Raw genomic sequence first — 20383 nt, 5'->3', positions numbered from 1 at the left:
GCCGATAGTGTTCCGCGCAGTTGTTGACTATCGTTGCAGGCTATCTTTCGAAGCAACATTGCAATCCAGAGAGCCTGCCCATGAGTGATGCCCACAACGCCTTGATCACCCGGTTCTACCAAGCCTTCCAGCGACTCGATGCCGAGGTCATGAGCGCCTGCTACACCGACGATGTGGTATTCAGCGATCCGGCGTTCGGCGAACTGCGTGGGCGCGATGCCGGTGACATGTGGCGCATGCTCACCACCCGGGCCAAGGACTTCTCCCTGACCTTCGATAATGTGCGTAGCGATGAACGCACCGGCGGTGCCCATTGGGTGGCGACCTACCTGTTCAGCCAGACCGGCAATACCGTGGTCAACGACATCCAGGCGCGTTTCGTGTTTCGTGACGGCAAGATCTGCGAGCATCACGACAGCTTTGATCTGTGGCGTTGGTCGCGTCAGGCGCTGGGTTTCAAAGGGCTGTTGCTGGGCTGGACGCCGATAGTGAAAAATGCCGTACGGACTCAGGTGCTTAAGGGGTTGAAGGCGTTTCAGGAAAGTCGCTAACTTCTTTGTTGATAAAGTCAGGGTACTTTGTGATTGCTCAAAGTACCCTGACTTTTTGTGAAACGCTCAGAGCTTATAAATGGTGAAGCCCTAATTTTCGTCCCGCTTTGACGAAGAGGTAGGGCGATGAGGGGGAGAAAGATCCTCGACAGAAGTTTCCATCAATGTAGGTATAACGCATACCATTATTGTGCAGGTTTGCAATTACCTCACTGAGCGGAATTTCACCTTGTATAGGTCGAAGAATGTCCACGCCGTATGTTTTGGCAAGTTGTGCATACTCTGCTTTTAAGTTGGCGATATCATGAATGATTCCAAGACGAAGCAAAGTATCTCCACCGAACTCTGTGAGCAGGTAATCAGGCACGCCCATTGCTCCGGCAGCGTGGATATGAGTTCCACCTTCTCCTGCGAGCTGGGCATGGAACAATCTATAGTTCGCCCTGGCCTGTTGCCCCTTGCGCGAATAAAACCTCATTTCGGTGTTGGCCGGTAAATTGAATCTATGTTTGCCAAAACGTGGGAACCCATGAGCGTCTATCAATAAACGATTGGCTTGCCTTCCTCCACTGTATAGCTCGTACTGTACTGCCGCATTATTATGACGAGATGCCGTGTTGAATTTTATTGTCCTCATGTATCCTGGTGGCATACCCACTCCTCTTGCAATAGTGGCTTCGGTTACTCTGGTGGCCGATATCAGTCCAGCCCCCCCGCTGGCCAATCCTGTAGCAAATGACCCCCAACCTAAATATGTCGACAGCTGGCTATCACTGTCTTCTAGGGCTTCAGCGGCGATACTCAAGCCCGCTGATACGATAGCAAGACCGACAGCGGCAACTGTCCAGGATAGTGATGTCCCTCCTGTGACAAGTGCGAGGGCGATACCCAATCCACCCCACACGACATTCTGTACATAAGGCCTGTCAATATAAGCATGATGGAGCACACTTACGTTCTCGTAGGAATGACGTACTGGCGAGTAACCACTAGGGTCGGAATAGTTGATAGGGTCATTGTTACAGTAACTGTAACTATGTGGGCCGCCACTGCCGAAAGGGCTTAAGCTATCTGGGGTTTGGAAGACTTGAATTGATGGATTATAGACGCGAACTCCATTTCCAAGATGGTAGTTTCCGCTAACTAGATCGATCGGTTGACCTTTAAAGCCCAGCCAGCTTCTTGATCGGTAATCAACTTTACGATGGCCAAAGGGTGTATAAGAAAAATAGGTTATTTCGTCGCTGGAAAGATCGTAGCTGGCGATCAATGAACCGTCGGCATCCTTGAGTTCGAAACTATTAGTGGTAGATGAGGCTCCAGTATCAAAACGCAAGGTCTGCTCTTGTAGAACGCATGAGTCACTCTCGTTTAATAAAATTGACGTACGTTCGGTGTACTTTCCTTCATCTAAAAAAAATCCCTGCCTAGCATACTGATAGTCTCCTAGATAATAGAAATTGTCAGTGTATTCAGCGCCGGTGCAGGCTGCAACTCTTCCAATTGAATCATAAGTGTATACGTAGGCTTTGCTGCCCTCAACGAGGTGCTGGATCAACTGTCCTGCACGGTTGTATTCAAGATGATCATTGTTGAGCCTGAAGAGTCTACCTTGGTTGTCGTGACTCGCAATGTACTCAGTGGACATCTGGTCATGGTTTTTCAGGTGGATTGAATCAAGTTGAGAATAATCCGTTTCAGGGTGAAGGTAAGTACGAACTGCTGTTGTGTTGGTGGAGAAGGTTGTGTAATAGGAAAGTCCACCACGTGTGTCGTATTTGAATGTCTGTTGTGTGATGGAGTCTTCCGATTTATCTTTCGGATAGAGTGTTCCGCTGCAGAAATAAGCCTCAAGTTGTCCTCCAGACGTATAGGTATAGGTCTCCTGGCTTAGCATGGTTTTTCCTGTAGACTTCTCTACGCTAGTTACACGCCCGGTCGAGTCAAATGTGCGTACGATTTTAAAGTCAAGATGATCGCGGATTGAAAAAGACCGACTGTACTCCCGCCCTAAATTGTCGTATTCGTAAGAAATTATTATTTGTTTTCCGCTTTTTTTGTCCGTGATTGTTTCTACGTTTAGATTGCGGTCTTCGCTGTAGTCTAGTGTTTTATTGAGTTTTTCGCTCCATGTTTTTATTAGATCAAAATTGTCATATATATAAGAGGTTGAATTGTCGAAAGCGTCAGTTGTTTGCAGCAGTAAACCATTTAGCGAATGGAAGGTCGATTGTTCTTTGTGTAGGGTTTCTGTGAATTCTCGCTCTTTTTTATCATAGCTGATGGTTATGGGTAATATTGTTGTCGGTATGTTTACATAGTCGTTGGTTTTTCCCCATTGAGTATTACCGTCGTAGCTATAGGTTTGTTTGCGACCACCAATGTTAGTGCTGACCACACGATCATAGCTATCTAATTTTCTAGTGCCCAGGATGCCGTTACCAAAAGTTTCGTATGGGCTGTTAATGTCTTCACCATTCTTGTGTATCATCGCAGCAATTGCAATCGGGGCCGATGTGTGCTTGGGGTAGTGATTGGTGATCACAGTGTCGCTGTTAATGACGCCCGTCAAACGCTGGAATCGATCATATTCATAATGATAAGTCGGAAAGAAGGATGAGGTTTCCTTGTATAGCTGGCCTGATACGTCAGTGAAAAGGGTTCGTGATCCAGCAAGATTGCCGTTGACGTAAAAGAACTCATCATTGTTTTTTCCACCATCTGTGGAGTCCGTCTCATGGTTGGTATAGCCGCTGTAGGAAGATGACCGTTTTATCATGTGAGCGGAATTTCGACTTATTGGGTCGTAGGCGAAAATATGCTCGGAGCCGTCATTAGCATGCGCTTTGTATTGGTTACCCCAGTCATCATATTCGATCTTCCAGCTCTGATAGCGCAATTGCCTTCCGTCAGGGTAATAGTCGTATTCCTGAGTTAGCTCGATACGACCGACGCCATCGTATGAGTTGTTGGAAAGGCGCAACCAGCTTTCTGATTTCAAATTGTAGTATTCGCTTTTTATTGGCCGTCCCAAGCTGTCGAACTCATTTCGGTACTTTTCCCCAGAGGGGGTTTCCATGGTAACTGTGAAGCTTTTTTCTGATGTGATATATGTGAATTTTGTGGTGCTGCTAAATGTACTGTGACCGACAAAATCCGTTTTTTCGGTTAAGCGTCCGTACATGTCATATTTATAATCTGTTTTCGTGGAGTTATTATCTTCGGTGGTAAGTAATTCGCCTGTAAAGGTTGATAGTGATTGCTTGGAATTTATTCTCAGTCCTTCTTCGGTTATCTCAGTGCTGGAGCTGGTCGTAATTGATCTTGTGTGGTATTGGTCAACTGTATTGACTTGTTCGTACTCTATTTCTATGAGGCGGGTTGAAAGGGGGTATGGAATGCCATTGCCGTCAATGATCGTCTTACTCTGACGTTTGATACGTCCGCTATAAAGGTCGTCGTTGTTCTCGTAATAGACGATGCCTCGAATGATCATTCCTTCCCAGGATTTCAGTTTTATCCCGTCATCCGACAGTGGGTTGTGGATGGTGCCGATGTGTGAGAGTTTAATAGCGTATTTGTCTGGCGGTAATTTTGGTGTGCGTACTTTTGTATATCCGTAGAATGTCCATTTCAAATTTTTGCGCACGTTATTGACGTAGCAATAAGTTTTTTCCGATTCCAGGAAAACCTTGAATAGATCAGGGTTTTCTGGGCAGATTATATGGATTGGGAGGTTATATTCATGTTGGCCGTAGTCGCTTAGGAAAGCTGTTTGGGTAGTGATGTCTCGTTGTGCAATGCTCCGTGTTATACCTAAAGTGTCACTGGCAGCCTCGGTGAGTGGGAAGGTGATTGTTAAACCTCTTGCTATACTTGCCAGTATTCCCTTTGAATAAGTAAACTCGGTTTTTGTATGGTTCTCGGTTTTCATGCCTTTGTAATAAGTTAAATCTGTAATGATTCCGTCTTTTTCTATTCTGACAATATTTCCATCCTCGTCATAATTTGTTTTTATGCTTTCTGTTCTTGAGTGATCATCTCGTTCGTAGGTGATGATCGTTTCGCATTCCAGTTTATTTGATAGGCTATCAAATCTTTTTTTTGACTCCGTCGTGAGTATGGAGCGACCTTGGGTGCGAACTTCCTTTGTTTGTTGGCCAAGATTGTCATAATGGTAAACAGTCGAAATGTTTTTTTCTAGATGTATCTGAGTGGCGGTGGTTGTACCTTCTTCTGTGTTGTAAGTGTATTGAGTGGTAATGGTGGGTTGACCGTTTAAGGTGATTAGAGAGTGTTCTTCTACTTTGTTGTCGCTGGTGTACTTGATGATTTCTTTTAATCCGCCAGGATGGTTTATTTCGGATACTAAAAATTCTTTGTTGTAAATTATATATGTTTTTTGGCTTGATATTGCTTTGGTGGTGAGGCGCCACTGGGCGCTGTTTAATTCGACAAAACTTAAATCTGTAGTGTTTGGATATTTTATAATTTTTAGAGTTGGAGCATCTTCCTGTTTATGGTTTTGAACGTAAAGCGTGTGCAGGAGATCATATGTGTCATCTTTGATGGTGTGTAGTTGAATGGCCTCGGCCTCAAGTTTCCATTCAATAGTTAAAGAGTCACCAGTGTCGGTATATTTTTTCGTCAAAACGTAAATGGCTGCTTTTTTGTTCTTGACGGTAGTCGAGTGAAAATTTGTGTAAATCTCCTTTGTGCCGTCTTTGTAGATTATCTGAATAGTCTCCTTGTTTTGAATTGTGGTTTTTGTAGCGGTCAGGCCTTGCAGTTCAACGGGGAATGTGTCGGCTTCGAAGCGTTCTCCATTGGTTAATAAGAAGTCATATTTTTTTGGGCTGCCTTCATAAGATACGATGTGATTGATCCTCAGATCCCAATCGCACCAAGACAGGCCACCAACCGATGGGTGGCGTATGTTCAGATCTAATGCTGGACCTCGCCCAGAGTTGCCATTTATAAAGGCGATAGGTAAGTCAATTTGGAATGTCCCGGTTCTTGTATTTACCATGCCTGTCATTGGGTTTTCTCCTTGAACATATAAAACGGTTTTACGTTTTCCTATGCTAGGAGGGGAGGGAGTACTGGCCTACTGTCAGAATTGACAGTTCTATAGGTTAATTAGGAGTAAGTGTATTTTTTATATTCTTTTTTTGGTTGATGAAGGCTGCTGGCGGTGAGAAACGCCGTTCGCGCTCAAGCCTTGAAGGAGTTAAAGGCATTCCAGGCCAGTCGCTGATAAGATCGCGGCTTGTTTCCTACAAGCCTTGACCGTCCCGTGAACACCTCAAGCGAATCTTCCGTCACTGCCGCCGAACCGCCGCTGCCTGTCAGCAAACCCTGGTTCGTCTACCTCGTTCGCGCGGCCAATGGTTCGCTCTACTGCGGGATCAGCGACGATCCCGTCCGCCGCTTCGCTATTCATCAACGTGGCAAAGGTGCGCGTTTCTTCCTGTCCAGCCCGGCCGTGGCGCTGGTGTACACCGAAGTCTGTCGCGACAAAAGCGAAGCACTGCGGCAGGAACGATTGATTAAAAAACTCAAGAAAAGCGCCAAGGAATGTCTGGTGGCGAGCGCGGCTGCGGGCTTATCAACCTGACTGATAAGGGCCCATCAGGCAGATGGGTAGGCCGCGTACGGATTGCGCGCTAAGCTGCGGGTTCCTTATCCGAGCGACGGAACCGAGCATGTCCGAGTTGATTCTGCATCATTACCCGACGTCCCCTTTTGCCGAAAAGGCTCGCTTGCTGCTGGGCTTCAAGGGGTTGTCCTGGCGTTCGGTGAACATCTCGCCAGTGATGCCGAAACCCGATCTGACGGCGCTGACCGGTGGCTACCGCAAGACGCCGGTGTTGCAGATTGGCGCTGATGTCTATTGCGACACCGCGCTGATGGCACGTCGTCTGGAGCAGGAAAAAGCCTTGCCGGCATTCTTCCCGGAAGGTCAGGAAATGATCACCGCGACCTTCGCGGCATGGGCTGATTCGGTGGTGTTCCAACATGCGGTCAGCCTGGTGTTCCAGCCGGCGTCGGTGGCGGTGCGCTTCGGTAAATTGTCACCGGAAGCGATCAAGGGGTTCCTGGCCGATCGCGCCGGTTTGTTCAGCGGTGGCAGCACCACACGGTTGTCGGCGGAGCAGGCCCGGCATCAGTGGCCAACGATCATGGCGCGTCTGGAGCAGCAGCTTCAGCGCGAGGAGGGGGACTTCCTGTTCGGCGAGCCGTCGATTGCCGATTTTGCCCTTGCCCACTCGTTGTGGTTCCTCAAAGCGACGCACGTGACGTCACCGTTGGTGGATGCTTACCCGGCCGTGTCGGCGTGGTTTGGCCGGGTGATGGGGTTTGGTCATGGCGCGTTCAGCGAGATGACCTCTGAGGAAGCGCTTGAAGTTGCGCGCAACGCTACACCGGCCGCATTGCCGGATGAGCAGTTCGATGAGCCGAACGGGTTCGAGGTTGGCCAGCAGGTGATAATCGCCGCGACCGATTACGGGGTTGATCCGGTGGCAGGTGAGTTATTGTTTGCGGGCAGTGAAGAATTAATTCTGCGACGTGAAGACGAGCGGGCCGGCGTGGTGCATGTGCACTTTCCGCGGTTCGGGTTTCGCATCGAAGCGCAGTAGGCGCTAATCATTGAATTTTTGTTCATGCACTAACTTGTGGGAGCTGGCTTGAACTGCGATGAGGTCAGCCCTGCAATATTGATGTTGCCTGACACTCCGCTATCGCAGGCAAGCCAGCTCCCACAAGGGGCGGTGTCGGTCTGAAGAGTTACTTCAGCGCCGCAAGAACCTTGTCCGGGTCATACCCGCGAATCAATGTGCCGTTCACATCGATCAGCGGAGTTCCGCGTCCGCCCAGCGCCTCCTAGGCCTTTCCTTCAATACACCGCCGAGCATCAATTGCGTCGCTTGAGCTGATCGGTCAGTTGGGTTGGCAGGCCTTTGATGATGAGCGTACCGGCTTCTTCGTCGTATTCGATCTTCGAGCCCAGCAAGTGCGCTTCGAAGCTGATGGACAAGCCCTCGGCGCGGCCGGTGAAGCGGCGGAACTGGTTCAGGGTACGCTTATCGGCAGGGATCTCGGGCGACAGGCCGTAGTCTTTGTTGCGGATGTGATCGTAGAACGCTTTCGGGCGCTCTTCGTCGATCAGCCCGGACAGTTCTTCCAGGCCCATGGGCTCGCCCATTTTTGCCTGGCTGCTGGCGTAATCCACCAGGGTCTTGGTCTTCTCGCGCGCAGACTCATCCGGCAGGTCTTCGCTTTCGACGAAGTCACTGAAGGCCTTGAGCAATGTGCGGGTTTCACCGGGGCCGTCGACGCCTTCCTGACAGCCGATGAAGTCGCGGAAGTACTCCGAAACCTTTTTGCCATTCTTGCCTTTGATGAACGAGATGTACTGCTTGGACTGCTTATTGTTCTGCCACTCGGAGACGTTGATCCGCGCTGCCAGGTGCAACTGGCCAAGGTCCAGGTGTCGCGAGGGGGTCACGTCCAGTTGGTCAGTCACCGCCACGCCTTCACTGTGGTGCAAGAGGGCAATGGCCAGGTAATCGGTCATGCCTTGCTGGTAATGCGCAAACAGCACATGGCCGCCCACAGAGAGGTTCGACTCTTCCATCAGCTTTTGCAGATGTTCCACCGCCACTCGGCTGAAGGCTGTGAAGTCCTTGCCGCCGTCGAGGTATTCCTTCAGCCAGCCGCTGAACGGATGCGCCCCGGACTCGGCATGGAAGAAACCCCAGGCCTTGCCTTGTTTGGCGTTGTAGCTCTCGTTGAGGTCGGCAAGCATGTACTCGATGGCGCTGGACTCGGCGAGCTCGGAATCGCGGGCATGAAGAACTGCGGGTGTGCCGTCGGGTTTTTTGTCGATCAGGTGGACGATGCAATGACGGATCGGCATGGGCTTCTCGGCTGATTGAAGAGAGGAGGGCGTGCTCCCCGAAAAAGCGCCAAGTGTACCGCAATCGCTGGTTTTGGCATGGTGCCTAGGGCAATTTGCAGCGGTGTGCCGACCCTTATTCAGTTTTTTACCGATTTAAAGCAATAAAGCTGACCAAATGGGTAGCTAGAGGCGGATATTTCCCCGTCTCTGTGCTAGTTTTGCCCGGTCTTACGCGAAGTCACTGCGTTAAGCGTGCATTCAGCATTTGTCAGGTCGAACCAAACCCTGATTTCGGTATCTATAACCCCGACTCGTCGAGGTTATACCGAGGGTGCCAGATCCAGAAGATCGGGCTCGATGGCTGACACTGCACTCTGCAATCCATATGAATTTGATAGGGAAGGAACACTAAATGGCTCTTACTAAAGACCAACTGATCGCCGACATTGCTGAAGCTATCGACGCGCCAAAAACCACCGCGCGTAACGCTCTGGACCAACTGGGCCAAATCGTTGCTGATCAGCTGGAAAACGGCGGCGAAATCACCCTGCCAGGTATCGGCAAGCTGAAAGTGACTGAGCGTCCTGCCCGTACCGGCCGTAACCCTTCGACTGGCGCTGCCATCGAAATCGCTGCCAAGAAAGTTATCAAGCTGGTTGTGGCCAAAGGCCTGACCGACGCTGTTAACAAGTAAGACTTGTCAGAAAAAACCGTGCTCCGGAGTCATCCGGGCACGGTTTTTTTGTGCCTGCGATTTGATCAATCACTGAAAAGAACTGTAGGTGCTGTCGAGTGAAACGAGGCTGCGATCTGTTGATCTTGTTTCAGAGTCAAGATCAACAGATCGCAGCGTGCCAACTACTACACGGTTAGCGCGTCCAGCGCTCACGACGCCAGATCTGCTGTTCGGATTTGGTCTGGAAGGTCCAGGCCACGAAGCGGCTTTGTTTCTGCCCTTGCGACATTTCCACCACCTGGCTTTCCAGCACGCCGGCCTTCTTCAGCGCCGTTTCGATGGCGGGCAGGTTCGACGCTTTCGACACCAGTGTGCTGAACCACAACACCTTGTGCTGGAAGTTTGCGCTCTCGGCGATCAGTTGCGTCACGAAACGCGCTTCGCCCCCTTCACACCACAGCTCGGCCGATTGACCACCGAAGTTCAACACCGGCAGTTTGCGTTTCGGGTCGGCACGACCCAAGGCACGCCATTTACGCTCGCTGCCCTTGGTCGCTTCTTCCAGCGAGGCGTGGAACGGCGGGTTGCACATGGTCAGGTCAAAGCGCTCGCCCGGTTCCAGCAAGCCAATCAGGATGTGCTTGCGATTTTCCTGCTGACGCAGCTGGATAACCTTGTTCAGCCCATTGGACTGGACGATGGCTCTGGCGGCAGCCACGGCAGTGGGGTCGATCTCTGAGCCGAGGAAGTGCCAGCGGTATTCGCTGTTACCGATCAGCGGGTAAACGCAGTTGGCGCCCATGCCGATGTCCAGCACGTTGACGATGGCGCCGCGCGGGACCTTGCCGTCATTCATGCTGGCCAGCAGATCAGCGAGGAAATGCACGTAATCGGCACGGCCCGGTACCGGTGGGCAAAGGTAGTCGGCCGGGATGTCCCAATGTTCGATGCCATAGAACGCCTTGAGCAACGCCCGGTTGAACACGCGCACCGCATCGGGGCTGGCGAAATCGATGCTTTCCTTGCCGTACGGGTTGGTGATCACGAACTTCGCCAGTTCTGGCGTGGTCTTGATCAGCGCCGGGAAGTCATAGCGACCCTGGTGGCGATTGCGCGGGTGCAGGCTGGCCTTTTCACGCGGCTCTACGGCTCTGGCCGGGGTCGCAGCATCGGGCTTCTTGCGCGCAGGTTTGGGTGTGCGGGGGGCGTTCATGGGTGTGGTCGATTCGGGTATGGCTGAAAGTGGCGGGTATTGTCCCACAGACAATGGCCGCGCGGTGGATCCCGTAGGCGCGAGGCTTGCCCGCGAAGAAGGATAGCCGCGGTGTATCTGTTGAACCGCGTCATCGTTCTTCGCGGGCAAACCTCGCTCCTACAGAAGGGGGATGGTGTTTGGCGGGCATAAAAAAGGGAGGCCATTGCGGCCTCCCTTTTTCATTGCAGCTTACCGTTACAGGCTGGCAATCCGCGCATGCTGCTCAGCCAACTTGCCCAAAGCCTGTTCGGCCTCAGCCAGTTTGGCGCGTTCCTTCTCGATGACTTCGGCCGGGGCCTTGTCAACGAAACCGGCGTTGGACAGTTTGCCGCCGACGCGCTGGACTTCGCCCTGCAGACGCAGGATTTCCTTGTCCAGGCGTGCCAGCTCAGCACCCTTGTCGATCAGGCCAGCCATTGGCACCAGCACTTCCATCTCGCCAACCAGAGCGGTAGCGGACAGCGGCGCTTCTTCGCCAGCCTTCAGAACGGTGATCGATTCCAGACGCGCCAGCTTTTTCAGCAGCGCTTCGTTCTCGGTCAGACGGCGCTGGTCTTCAGCGCTGACGTTCTTCAGGTAGATCGGCAGTGGCTTGCCCGGGCCGATGTTCATTTCGCCACGGATGTTACGCGTGCCGAGCATCAGGCCTTTGAGCCATTCGATGTCGTCTTCGGCGCCCTGATCGATACGGGCTTCGTTGGCCACTGGCCAAGGTTGCAGCATGATTGTCTTGCCTTCGATACCGGCCAGCGGCGCGACGCGCTGCCAGATTTCTTCGGTAATGAACGGCATGAACGGGTGCGCCAGACGCAGGGCGACTTCCAGCACTCGCACCAGCGTGCGACGGGTGCCGCGCTGACGTTCGAGCGGGGCGTTTTCGTCCCACAGCACAGGCTTGGACAGTTCCAGGTACCAGTCGCAATACTGGTTCCAGATGAACTCGTACAAGGCTTGTGCGGCCAGGTCGAAACGGAACTGATCGAGCTGACGGGTCACTTCGGCTTCGGTGCGTTGCAGCTGCGAAATGATCCAGCGATCCGCCAGGGACAGCTCGTAGGCTTCGCCGTTCTGACCGCAGTCCTCGCCCTTGTCCAGCACGTAGCGCGCAGCGTTCCAGATCTTGTTGCAGAAGTTGCGATAGCCTTCGACGCGGCCCATGTCGAACTTGATGTCGCGGCCGGTCGATGCCAGCGAGCAGAACGTGAAGCGCAGGGCGTCGGTGCCGTAGCTGGCGATGCCGTCGGCGAACTCGTCGCGGGTCTGCTTCTCGATCTTCTTCGCCAGTTTTGGCTGCATCAGGCCGGAGGTGCGTTTGCGCACCAGTTCTTCCAGCTCGATGCCGTCGATGATGTCCAGCGGGTCCAGGACGTTGCCCTTGGACTTGGACATCTTCTGGCCCTGGCCATCACGCACCAGACCGTGCACATAAACGGTCTTGAACGGAACCTGCGGCGTGCCGTCTTCGTTTTTCACCAGGTGCATGGTGAGCATGATCATCCGGGCAACCCAGAAGAAAATGATGTCGAAACCGGTCACCAGCACGTCGGTGGAGTGGAATTTCTTCAGGAACTCGGTCTGCTCCGGCCAGCCGAGCGTGGAGAAAGTCCACAGGCCCGAACTGAACCAGGTATCCAGAACGTCGTTGTCCTGTTGCAGCGCAACGTCCGGGCCAAGGTTGTTCTTGGCACGCACTTCGGCTTCGTCGCGACCGACATAGACCTTGCCCGACTCGTCGTACCAGGCCGGAATCCGATGGCCCCACCACAACTGACGGCTGATGCACCAATCCTGGATGTCGCGCATCCACGAGAAGTACATGTTTTCGTATTGTTTTGGCACGAACTGAATGCGGCCGTCTTCAACCGCAGCGATGGCCGGCTCGGCCAATGGCTTGGTGGAGACGTACCATTGGTCGGTCAGCCACGGCTCGATGATGGTGCCGGAGCGGTCGCCTTTCGGCACTTTCAGGGCGTGATCGTCGACGCTGACCAGCAGGCCGGCGGCTTCGAATGCGGCCACGATCTGTTTGCGCGCTTCGAAACGGTCGAGGCCGGCGTATTCGGCCGGGATCTTGCCGTCGATGCTTTCGTTGAGCGTGCCATCGAGGTTGAACACCTGGCAGGCCGGCAATACGTGGGCATTCTTGTCGAAGATGTTCAGCAGCGGCAGGTTATGGCGCTTGCCGACTTCGTAGTCGTTGAAATCGTGGGCCGGGGTGATTTTCACACAACCGGTGCCGAATTCAGGGTCGCAGTAATCGTCGGCGATGATCGGGATGCGGCGGCCAACCAGCGGCAGCTCGACAAATTTGCCGATCAGGGCTTTGTAGCGTTCATCGTTCGGGTTAACGGCCACGGCCGCGTCGCCGAGCATGGTTTCCGGACGCGTGGTCGCGACGATCAGGTAATCCTTGCCTTCAGCGGTTTTGGCGCCATCGGCCAGCGGGTACTTCAGGTTCCACAGGAAACCTTTCTCGTCATGGTTTTCCACTTCGAGGTCGGAAATCGCCGTGTGCAGCTTGGTGTCCCAGTTGACCAGGCGCTTGCCACGGTAGATCAGGCCGTCTTCGTGCAGGCGCACGAACGCTTCTTTAACCGCTTCCGAGAGGCCGTCGTCCATGGTGAAGCGCTCGCGGCTCCAGTCCACGGACGAGCCCAGGCGGCGGATCTGACGGCTGATGTTGCCGCCGGACTGATCCTTCCATTCCCAGACTTTCTCGAGGAATTTTTCGCGGCCCAGATCGTGGCGGTTCTGGCCTTGGGCTTCGAGTTGACGCTCCACCAGCATTTGCGTGGCGATACCGGCGTGGTCGGTACCCGGCTGCCAAAGGGTATTGCGACCCTGCATGCGGCGGAAACGGATCAGGGCATCCATGATCGCGTTGTTGAAGCCATGACCCATGTGCAGGCTGCCAGTGACGTTCGGCGGCGGGATCATGATGGTGTAGGACTCGCCCGCGCCTTGCGGGGCGAAGTAATTCTCAGACTCCCAGGTGTTGTACCAGGAAGTTTCAATGGCGTGTGGCTGGTAGGTCTTATCCATGCGCGGCGGGACCCTATTGGCATTTAATCAGGAAAAGCCGGCAAGTATAGCGGGGGGGGCAGCTACAGGCTACAAGCCACAAGCTGCAAGAGGGAGTCCGGCTTTTGCTTTGACTTTTGCTAGCAGCTTAAAGCTTGCCGCTTGCAGCTGCGGCGAGAAGCCGTTCCATCCTCGCATCAAGACGGCGTTTGATTTCGGTTTCAATATGCGGGGCGAAGTCGTCGATCACGTCTTGCATGATCAATAGCGCGGCGGCACGCAGTTCGCTGTCCAGGTGCAAAAGAGCGTCGGGGCTATTGCTCGTGGCAGGCGACGGTTGCGCGGCCGGGGCGGGCGGCGGTGTCGTTTCGACCGGTTGCGGCGCATTGCCGACCGTGTCGAACAGCATGGGGATCTGTTCCTGATCACCTTCAATGACCGTGTCGGTCAGCAAGGGCGGTTGCAGGTTGTCATCGCCAAGCAATTGGCGGATCGATTCGAGGTCATCCAGCAGATTCGCGGAATTTTGCTGCGGTTTTGGAGTGTCCATCGGAAGGCTCAAAGTCGCTGTAAACGGTGATCTTGCAGAGAATAGCCCTGTTCGCGGTAGAAACGGAAACTCTCCCGCGCCGCCGAACGAATCGTCGGATCTTCCACTACCACTTCCGCCACGCGGGCGAACTGTTTGGCGAATGCCGGGACTTTCAGGTCGAGATTGACCAGCAGGTCCTGATGCTGACCGCAGTCATCGCCAAAACCCAGAACAATCAAACCCTGCGGCTCGCTTTCGGCGGGACCGTGGGGCACGAAGCTCTCGCCCTTGAAAGCCCACAACCGCGCATCGAGGTCATCACGCTGGGCGGCATCGCTGCAATGCAAGTAGATGCGGTGGCCCATGCGCCAGGCTTTTTCGGTGAGCTTGCAGGCGAAATCCAGCCGTGCCGAAGGATCGGCGCTGGGCAGGATATAAAAGTCGACTTTGGTCATTGCGGTTCCTGAGCCACAGGCGGCGCCACGGGTCAGTGGCACCGCTCGGGGTCATCGGTTTCAGGCGTTGGCGCGGTCCAGCAGGTATTGGGTCAGCAGGGGCACCGGACGGCCAGTGGCGCCCTTGTCCTTGCCGCCGCTGGTCCAGGCAGTGCCGGCGATGTCCAGGTGCGCCCAGTTCAGGTTCTTGGTGAAGCGCGACAGGAAGCAGGCCGCGGTGATGGTGCCGGCTTTCGGGCCGCCAATGTTGGCGATGTCGGCGAACGGGCTGTCCAGCTGTTCTTGATATTCGTCGAACAGCGGCAGTTGCCAGGCGCGGTCGTCGGCGGATTGGCCGGCGCTCAGCAGCTGGCCGATCAGTTCGTCGTTGTTGCCCAACAGGCCCGAGGTGTGAGAGCCCAATGCGACGACACATGCACCGGTCAGGGTGGCGATGTCGATCACCGCTTGCGGCTTGAAGCGTTCGGAGTAGGTCAGGGCATCGCACAGCACCAGACGGCCTTCGGCGTCGGTGTTGAGAATTTCCACGGTCTGACCGCTCATGGTGGTAACGATGTCTCCCGGACGCGAAGCGTTGCCGCTCGGCATGTTCTCGGCGCAAGCCAGGATGCACACCAGGTTGATCGGCAGTTTCAGCTCGAGCACGGCACGCAAGGTCCCGAACACGCTGGCGGCGCCGCCCATGTCGTATTTCATTTCATCCATGCCGGCACCCGGCTTGAGGCTGATGCCGCCGGTGTCGAAGGTGATGCCTTTACCGACCAGTACGTACGGTTTCTCGGATTTCTTGCCGCCGTTGTATTGCATCACGATCAGGCGCGGTGGCTGGGCGCTGCCCTGGCCGACGGCGTAGAACGAGCCCATGCCCAGGTCCTTGATCTTCTTTTCATCGAGGACTTCGACTTTCAGGCTCTTGAATTCTTTGCCCAGGTTCTTGGCTTGCTCGCCCAGGAATGTGGGGTGGCAGATGTTTGGCGGCAGGTTGCCCAGGTTACGGGTGAAGGCCATGCCATTGGCGATCGCGGTGGCATGGACCACGGCGCGTTCCACTTCGGCCTGGGCTGCCTTGATGGTCACCAGAGTGATTTTCTTCAGGGAGAGCGGGTCGGCTTTCTGGCTCTTGAACTGGTCGAAGGTGTACTTGCCATCTACCAGGGTCTCGGCCAGCAGGCGGGTCTTGCCGTAGCTGTCGCGACCTTTGACCACGACTTCGTCCAGGGCCAGTACTGCATCGCTACCGCCCAGGCCTTTGAGGGTGTTGAGGATGCCAGCGATGATTTTGCGGAACGGGCGATCGCCCAGCTCCTCATCCTTGCCCACGCCCACCAGCAACACGCGCTCGGCCTTGAGGTTGGGCAGGCTGTGCAACAACAGGCTCTGGCCGACTTTGCCGGCCAGGTCGCCGCGCTTGAGCACGGCACTGAGGGTGCCACCGCTCAGCTCGTCGAGTTGTTTGGCAACGGCGCCGAGTTTGCGGCCTTCGCCGATGGCGACCACCAGCGTGGCGGTCTTCAACGTTTCCGGGCTAACGCTTTTTACAACCAGTTCCATGTCTGGATCCCTGAATTAATGGTCAAAGTGCGCGACGCGCAAAGGCTTGCTTATAAATAGAAGGACGCCGGTGCAGTGCCAGCGACAAAGGCGGCAGTTTGAACCTCGCTACCGGCGCCTGACAACCCTCGGTCGTGCGAACTTCCGTGGTTCAGGTCTCTGCTTGAGCGTGCGCAGTGACAGGCGCACCCAATCACAGGATAATGCGCCATCTTTTTCGGCGGCTCTGCCCTGCGGGCCGACCGATACGTTTGTTTGTTTGGCCGCTTAGCCTGACAACCCTGGAGTGTCTGGTTTGATTGTCTTCCGTTATCTATCCCGCGAAGTCCTGTTGACCTTGAGCGCCGTCAGCGCCGTGCTGCTGGTCATCATCATGAGCGGACGCTTCATCAAATACCTCGCCCAAGCGGCCTCTGGCGCCCTGGATCCGGGCTCGTTGTTCCTGATCATGGGCTTTCGTCTGCCGGGTTTCCTTCAGCTGATCCTGCCTTTGGGGCTGTTTCTCGGCATCCTGCTGGCCTACGGTCGTTTGTACCTCGACAGCGAAATGACTGTGCTGTCGGCCACCGGCATGAGCCAGCAGCGGCTGTTTCGCATCACCCTGTTTCCGGCCACGCTGGTTGCGCTGGTGGTGGCCTGGTTGAGCCTGAGCCTGGCGCCACAAGGTGCCAATCAGTTCCAGCTGCTGTTGAACAAACAGGACGCACTGACTGAATTCGATACCCTTGAACCCGGCCGTTTCCAGGCTTTGCGCGACGGTACCCGGGTTACCTACACCGAGCAATTGTCGGATGACCGCGTCAATCTGGGCGGCGTGTTCATTTCGCAAAAGAATGTGAGTTCCGACAAAAAGGATCGCGGGATTTCCGTATTGGTGGCCGAGAAGGGCCGTCAGGAAATTCGCCCCGACGGCAATCGGTATCTGATTCTCGACAACGGCTATCGCTACGACGGCAATCCGGGGCAGGCCGATTACCGCGCCATCAAATACCAGGAGTACGGTGTATTGCTGCCCAAGCCGGACGTCAGCGACGAAGTCACCGATCGCGACGCGATGACCACTCGCTCCCTGTTGGGCAATGACGACATCCGCTCACGCACCGAGCTGCAATGGCGCCTGTCTTTGCCGTTGCTGGTCTTCATTGTGACCCTGATGGCGGTGCCGCTGTCGCGGGTCAATCCGCGTCAGGGCCGTTTCCTCAAGCTGCTGCCGGCGATTCTTCTTTATATGGCTTACCTGTCCATCCTGATTGCCGCTCGCGGCGCCCTCGAAAAGGGCAAGATCCCGGCGGCATTGGGCTTGTGGTGGGTGCATTCGATCTTCCTGGCCATTGGCCTGGGATTGCTGTACTGGGAGCCTTTGCGCTTGAAGATGGCGAGTCGCCGCAGTGCGCTGGAGGTGGCCCGTGGATAAGCTCGATCGCTATATTGGTAGCAGTGTGTTCATGGCGATCCTGGCGGTTCTGGGGATCATTCTGGGGCTGGCAACGTTGTTTGCCTTCATCGATGAGATGGGTGACGTCAGCGATACCTACACGCTGGTGGATGTCCTCAGCTATGTGTTGCTGACTGCGCCGCGCCGTCTGTACGACATGTTGCCGATGGCGGCGCTGATCGGTTGCCTGATCGGCCTTGGCAGCCTGGCCAGCCACAGCGAACTGACCATCATGCGCGCTGCGGGCGTGTCGCTCGGGCGTATCGTCTGGGCGGTCATGAAACCGATGCTGCTTTTGATGGTGGTGGGGCTGGTGATCGGTGAATACGTCGCGCCGGCAACGGAAGTCACCGCTCAGGCCAACCGTTCACTGGCCCAGGGCAGTGGTGATGCGCAAAGCGCCAAGCACGGTCTGTGGCACCGCCAGGGGGACGAATTCATTCACGTCAATTCCGTGCAACCCAATGGGCTGCTGTACGGCGTGACCCGTTATCGCTTCGACGATCAACGCCACATCCTGTCTTCAAGCTTCGCCAAGCGCGCGGAATTCGACACGGATCACTGGCAGCTGAGCGACGTCACGACCACGTTGTTCCATGAAAAGAACACCGAAGTGGTGACGACTCCGGTGGAGCGTTGGGAGGTCGCGCTGAGCCCGCAACTGCTGAGCACTGTGGTGATGGCGCCGGAATCATTGTCGATCACCGGTCTGTGGAGTTACATCCACTACCTGGCTGACCAGGGTCTGAGCAACGGTCGGTACTGGCTGGCATTTTGGGTCAAGGTGTTGCAGCCGTTGGTGACCGCCGCCTTGGTGCTGATGGCGATTTCCTTCATCTTCGGCCCGTTGCGTTCGGTAACCCTCGGTCAGCGGGTGTTTACCGGTGTGCTGGTGGGCTTCACCTTCCGCATCGTCCAGGATTTGCTCGGGCCTTCGAGCCTGGTATTCGGTTTCTCGCCGTTGTTTGCGGTGCTGGTGCCGGCCGGCGTCTGTGCCCTGGCCGGGGTCTGGTTGTTGCGCCGGGCCGGTTGATCAAGGGTTTCTCTTGACCATGATGGTCGCTCGAAACGCCCCTGTCGCAAGACCGGGGCGTTTTTGTATCCGCCGTCTGACCTGCGAACGTGACGCTTGCGCCGTGGATCAGGTACAATTCCCGGCTATTTTTCGGCGGGCTATGCCTGCAGCCTTTTTGAGTGTTGATCCGTGAGTGATTTGAGTCATATCCGCAATTTCTCCATCATCGCCCACATTGACCATGGCAAGTCGACGCTGGCCGATCGATTCATCCAGATGTGCGGCGGTCTTGCCGAACGTGAAATGGAAGCCCAGGTGCTGGACTCCATGGATCTTGAGCGTGAACGCGGGATCACCATCAAGGCCCACAGCGTCACTCTTTATTACACCGCCCGCGATGGCATCAAGTACCAGCTGAACTTCATTGACACCCCCGGCCACGTCGACTTCACCTACGAAGTCAGCCGGTCGCTGGCGGCCTGTGAAGGTGCATTGCTGGTGGTCGATGCCGGTCAGGGCGTTGAAGCCCAGTCGGTCGCCAACTGCTACACGGCAATCGAGCAAGGCCTGGAAGTCATGCCAGTGCTGAACAAGATCGACCTGCCTCAGGCCGATCCGGATCGCGTCAAAGAAGAAATCGAAAAAATCATCGGCATCGATGCCACTGACGCGGTCGAGTGCTCTGCCAAGACCGGCCTGGGCGTCGATGAAGTGCTCGAACGCCTGGTAACCACGATTCCTGCGCCGACCGGCAACTACGAAGATCCGCTGCAAGCGTTGATCATCGATTCCTGGTTCGACAACTATCTGGGCGTTGTTTCTCTGGTACGCGTGCGTCACGGTCGTGTGAAGAAGGGCGACAAAATCCTCGTCAAATCCACCGGCAAGATCCATCTGGTGGACAGCGTCGGCGTCTTCAACCCCAAACACACTGCCACCGTTGACCTGAAGGCCGGCGAAGTAGGCTTCATCATCGCTGGTATCAAGGATATTCACGGCGCACCGGTTGGTGACACCCTGACCTTGAGCTCTACGCCAGACGTTGAGGTGCTGCCAGGCTTCAAACGCATTCAGCCGCAAGTGTATGCCGGTCTGTTCCCGGTCAGCTCCGACGACTTCGAAGATTTCCGTGAAGCGCTGCAAAAGCTCACGCTCAACGACTCCTCCCTGCAATACACCCCGGAAAGCTCCGACGCACTGGGCTTCGGCTTCCGTTGCGGGTTCCTCGGCATGCTGCACATGGAAATCATCCAGGAGCGCCTGGAGCGCGAGTACGACCTGGACCTGATCACCACCGCGCCGACGGTAATCTTCGAGCTGCTGCTCAAGACCGGTGAGACGATCTACGTCGATAACCCGTCGAAACTGCCGGACCTGTCTTCGATCGAAGACATGCGTGAGCCGATCGTGCGTGCCAACATTCTGGTGCCGCAAGAACACCTGGGCAACGTCATTACCCTGTGCATCGAAAAACGCGGTGTGCAGGTCGACATGCTGTTCCTTGGCACTCAGGTACAAGTGACTTACGACCTGCCGATGAACGAAGTGGTGCTGGACTTCTTCGATCGCCTGAAATCCACCAGTCGCGGCTATGCTTCGCTGGATTACCATTTCGATCGTTACCAATCGGCTAGTCTGGTGAAGCTGGACGTACTGATCAACGGCGACAAGGTCGACGCCCTGGCGTTGATCGTGCACCGTGACAACGCGCACTACAAAGGTCGCCAGTTGACCGAGAAGATGAAAGAACTGATTCCGCGGCAGATGTTCGACGTGGCAATCCAGGCCGCCATTGGCGGGCAGATTGTGGCGCGAACAACCGTCAAGGCGCTCAGAAAGAACGTATTGGCCAAATGCTACGGTGGTGACGTCAGCCGTAAGAAAAAGCTGCTGGAAAAGCAAAAGGCCGGTAAGAAACGCATGAAGCAGGTCGGTAACGTGGAAATTCCACAGGAAGCCTTCCTTGCCGTGCTCAGGTTGGATAGTTAG

14 protein-coding genes and 1 pseudogene are annotated in these 20383 nt (G+C 55.1%); 7 read left to right on the top strand and 8 right to left on the bottom strand.

All coding sequences use genetic code 11. The annotated features are described in order from the left end of the window. The first annotated feature begins 80 nt into the window (after positions 1-80). A complete protein-coding gene (locus tag BZL43_RS11960; protein WP_095632496.1) occupies positions 81-551 on the top strand; it encodes a nuclear transport factor 2 family protein in 471 nt (156 codons plus the stop codon). 73 nt (positions 552-624) lie between these two features. Here BZL43_RS11960 and BZL43_RS11955 read toward each other — a convergent pair whose 3' ends face one another. Continuing rightward, positions 625-5589, bottom strand: a complete 4965-nt coding sequence (locus BZL43_RS11955) for an RHS repeat-associated core domain-containing protein (RefSeq protein WP_095632495.1) — start codon at positions 5587-5589, stop codon at positions 625-627. Between the two features lie 258 nt (positions 5590-5847). On the opposite strand from BZL43_RS11955, the gene BZL43_RS11950 reads away from it, so the two are divergent. After that, positions 5848-6168: a GIY-YIG nuclease family protein gene (locus BZL43_RS11950; RefSeq protein ID WP_095632494.1), complete on the top strand. Its 321-nt coding sequence runs from the start codon at positions 5848-5850 to the stop codon at positions 6166-6168. 88 nt (positions 6169-6256) lie between these two features. Then, positions 6257-7192: a glutathione S-transferase family protein gene (locus tag BZL43_RS11945; RefSeq protein ID WP_095632493.1), complete on the top strand. Its 936-nt coding sequence runs from the start codon at positions 6257-6259 to the stop codon at positions 7190-7192. Between the two features lie 148 nt (positions 7193-7340). Here the strand turns inward: BZL43_RS11945 and BZL43_RS11940 are convergent. Further along, positions 7341-7436, bottom strand: a pseudogene (locus BZL43_RS11940) (glutaredoxin family protein); the annotation flags it as partial. A 31-nt stretch (positions 7437-7467) separates the two neighbouring features. Next, on the bottom strand, positions 7468-8472 hold the full coding sequence (gene yejK, locus BZL43_RS11935; protein WP_095632492.1) for a nucleoid-associated protein YejK: 1005 nt from the start codon (positions 8470-8472) through the stop codon (positions 7468-7470). A 394-nt stretch (positions 8473-8866) separates the two neighbouring features. Between yejK and BZL43_RS11930 the strand changes: the two genes are divergently transcribed. Beyond that, on the top strand, positions 8867-9148 hold the full coding sequence (locus BZL43_RS11930; protein WP_007905514.1) for an HU family DNA-binding protein: 282 nt from the start codon (positions 8867-8869) through the stop codon (positions 9146-9148). A gap of 175 nt (positions 9149-9323) precedes the next feature. On the opposite strand, the gene rlmF is transcribed toward BZL43_RS11930, so the two are convergent. The 5 genes from rlmF to BZL43_RS11900 form a co-directional block, all read right to left on the bottom strand. Beyond that, the gene (gene rlmF / locus BZL43_RS11925; protein WP_095632491.1) at positions 9324-10343 is read right to left on the bottom strand and encodes a 23S rRNA (adenine(1618)-N(6))-methyltransferase RlmF; all 1020 of its coding nucleotides are present in this window, start codon (positions 10341-10343) and stop codon (positions 9324-9326) included. A gap of 237 nt (positions 10344-10580) precedes the next feature. Next, positions 10581-13427, bottom strand: coding sequence for a valine--tRNA ligase (locus tag BZL43_RS11915; RefSeq protein WP_095632490.1), 2847 nt, complete (start codon positions 13425-13427; stop codon positions 10581-10583). A gap of 127 nt (positions 13428-13554) precedes the next feature. Next, positions 13555-13956: a DNA polymerase III subunit chi gene (locus BZL43_RS11910; protein ID WP_095632489.1), complete on the bottom strand. Its 402-nt coding sequence runs from the start codon at positions 13954-13956 to the stop codon at positions 13555-13557. A gap of 8 nt (positions 13957-13964) precedes the next feature. Further along, positions 13965-14393, bottom strand: a complete 429-nt coding sequence (locus BZL43_RS11905; RefSeq protein WP_095632488.1) for a DNA polymerase III subunit chi — start codon at positions 14391-14393, stop codon at positions 13965-13967. Positions 14394-14453: 60 nt separating this feature from the next. Further along, positions 14454-15944: a leucyl aminopeptidase gene (locus BZL43_RS11900; protein WP_095632487.1), complete on the bottom strand. Its 1491-nt coding sequence runs from the start codon at positions 15942-15944 to the stop codon at positions 14454-14456. A gap of 295 nt (positions 15945-16239) precedes the next feature. Here BZL43_RS11900 and lptF point away from each other — a divergent pair, with 295 nt between their 5' ends. From lptF to lepA, 3 genes are all read left to right on the top strand, one after another. Further along, on the top strand, positions 16240-17358 hold the full coding sequence (lptF, locus tag BZL43_RS11895) for an LPS export ABC transporter permease LptF (RefSeq protein ID WP_095632486.1): 1119 nt from the start codon (positions 16240-16242) through the stop codon (positions 17356-17358). Then, positions 17351-18412, top strand: a complete 1062-nt coding sequence (gene lptG, locus BZL43_RS11890) for an LPS export ABC transporter permease LptG (RefSeq protein WP_095632485.1) — start codon at positions 17351-17353, stop codon at positions 18410-18412. The genes lptF and lptG overlap by 8 nt, the downstream gene beginning before the upstream one ends. A 171-nt stretch (positions 18413-18583) precedes the next feature. After that, entirely contained in the window at positions 18584-20383 is a 1800-nt protein-coding gene (gene lepA, locus BZL43_RS11885; protein WP_095632484.1) for a translation elongation factor 4, read from the top strand.

The organism is Pseudomonas sp. PICF141 (assembly GCF_002286815.1).
In the GTDB taxonomy this organism is placed as follows: Bacteria; Pseudomonadota; Gammaproteobacteria; order Pseudomonadales; family Pseudomonadaceae; genus Aquipseudomonas.
This window is presented reverse-complemented; position numbering and strand designations above follow the sequence as displayed.

What these genes read in the sequence shown, in the direction of transcription:
- BZL43_RS11915 (WP_095632490.1), bottom strand. Translation starts at nt 13,427, where the DNA reads ATGGATAAGACCTACCAGCCACACGCCATTGAAACTTCCTGGTACAAC.
- BZL43_RS11910 (WP_095632489.1), bottom strand. Translation starts at nt 13,956, where the DNA reads ATGGACACTCCAAAACCGCAGCAAAATTCCGCGAATCTGCTGGATGAC.
- rlmF (WP_095632491.1), bottom strand. Translation starts at nt 10,343, where the DNA reads ATGAACGCCCCCCGCACACCCAAACCTGCGCGCAAGAAGCCCGATGCT.
- BZL43_RS11930 (WP_007905514.1), top strand. Translation starts at nt 8,867, where the DNA reads ATGGCTCTTACTAAAGACCAACTGATCGCCGACATTGCTGAAGCTATC.
- BZL43_RS11945 (WP_095632493.1), top strand. Translation starts at nt 6,257, where the DNA reads ATGTCCGAGTTGATTCTGCATCATTACCCGACGTCCCCTTTTGCCGAA.
- BZL43_RS11960 (WP_095632496.1), top strand. Translation starts at nt 81, where the DNA reads ATGAGTGATGCCCACAACGCCTTGATCACCCGGTTCTACCAAGCCTTC.
- BZL43_RS11900 (WP_095632487.1), bottom strand. Translation starts at nt 15,944, where the DNA reads ATGGAACTGGTTGTAAAAAGCGTTAGCCCGGAAACGTTGAAGACCGCC.
- yejK (WP_095632492.1), bottom strand. Translation starts at nt 8,472, where the DNA reads ATGCCGATCCGTCATTGCATCGTCCACCTGATCGACAAAAAACCCGAC.
- BZL43_RS11905 (WP_095632488.1), bottom strand. Translation starts at nt 14,393, where the DNA reads ATGACCAAAGTCGACTTTTATATCCTGCCCAGCGCCGATCCTTCGGCA.
- BZL43_RS11955 (WP_095632495.1), bottom strand. Translation starts at nt 5,589, where the DNA reads ATGACAGGCATGGTAAATACAAGAACCGGGACATTCCAAATTGACTTA.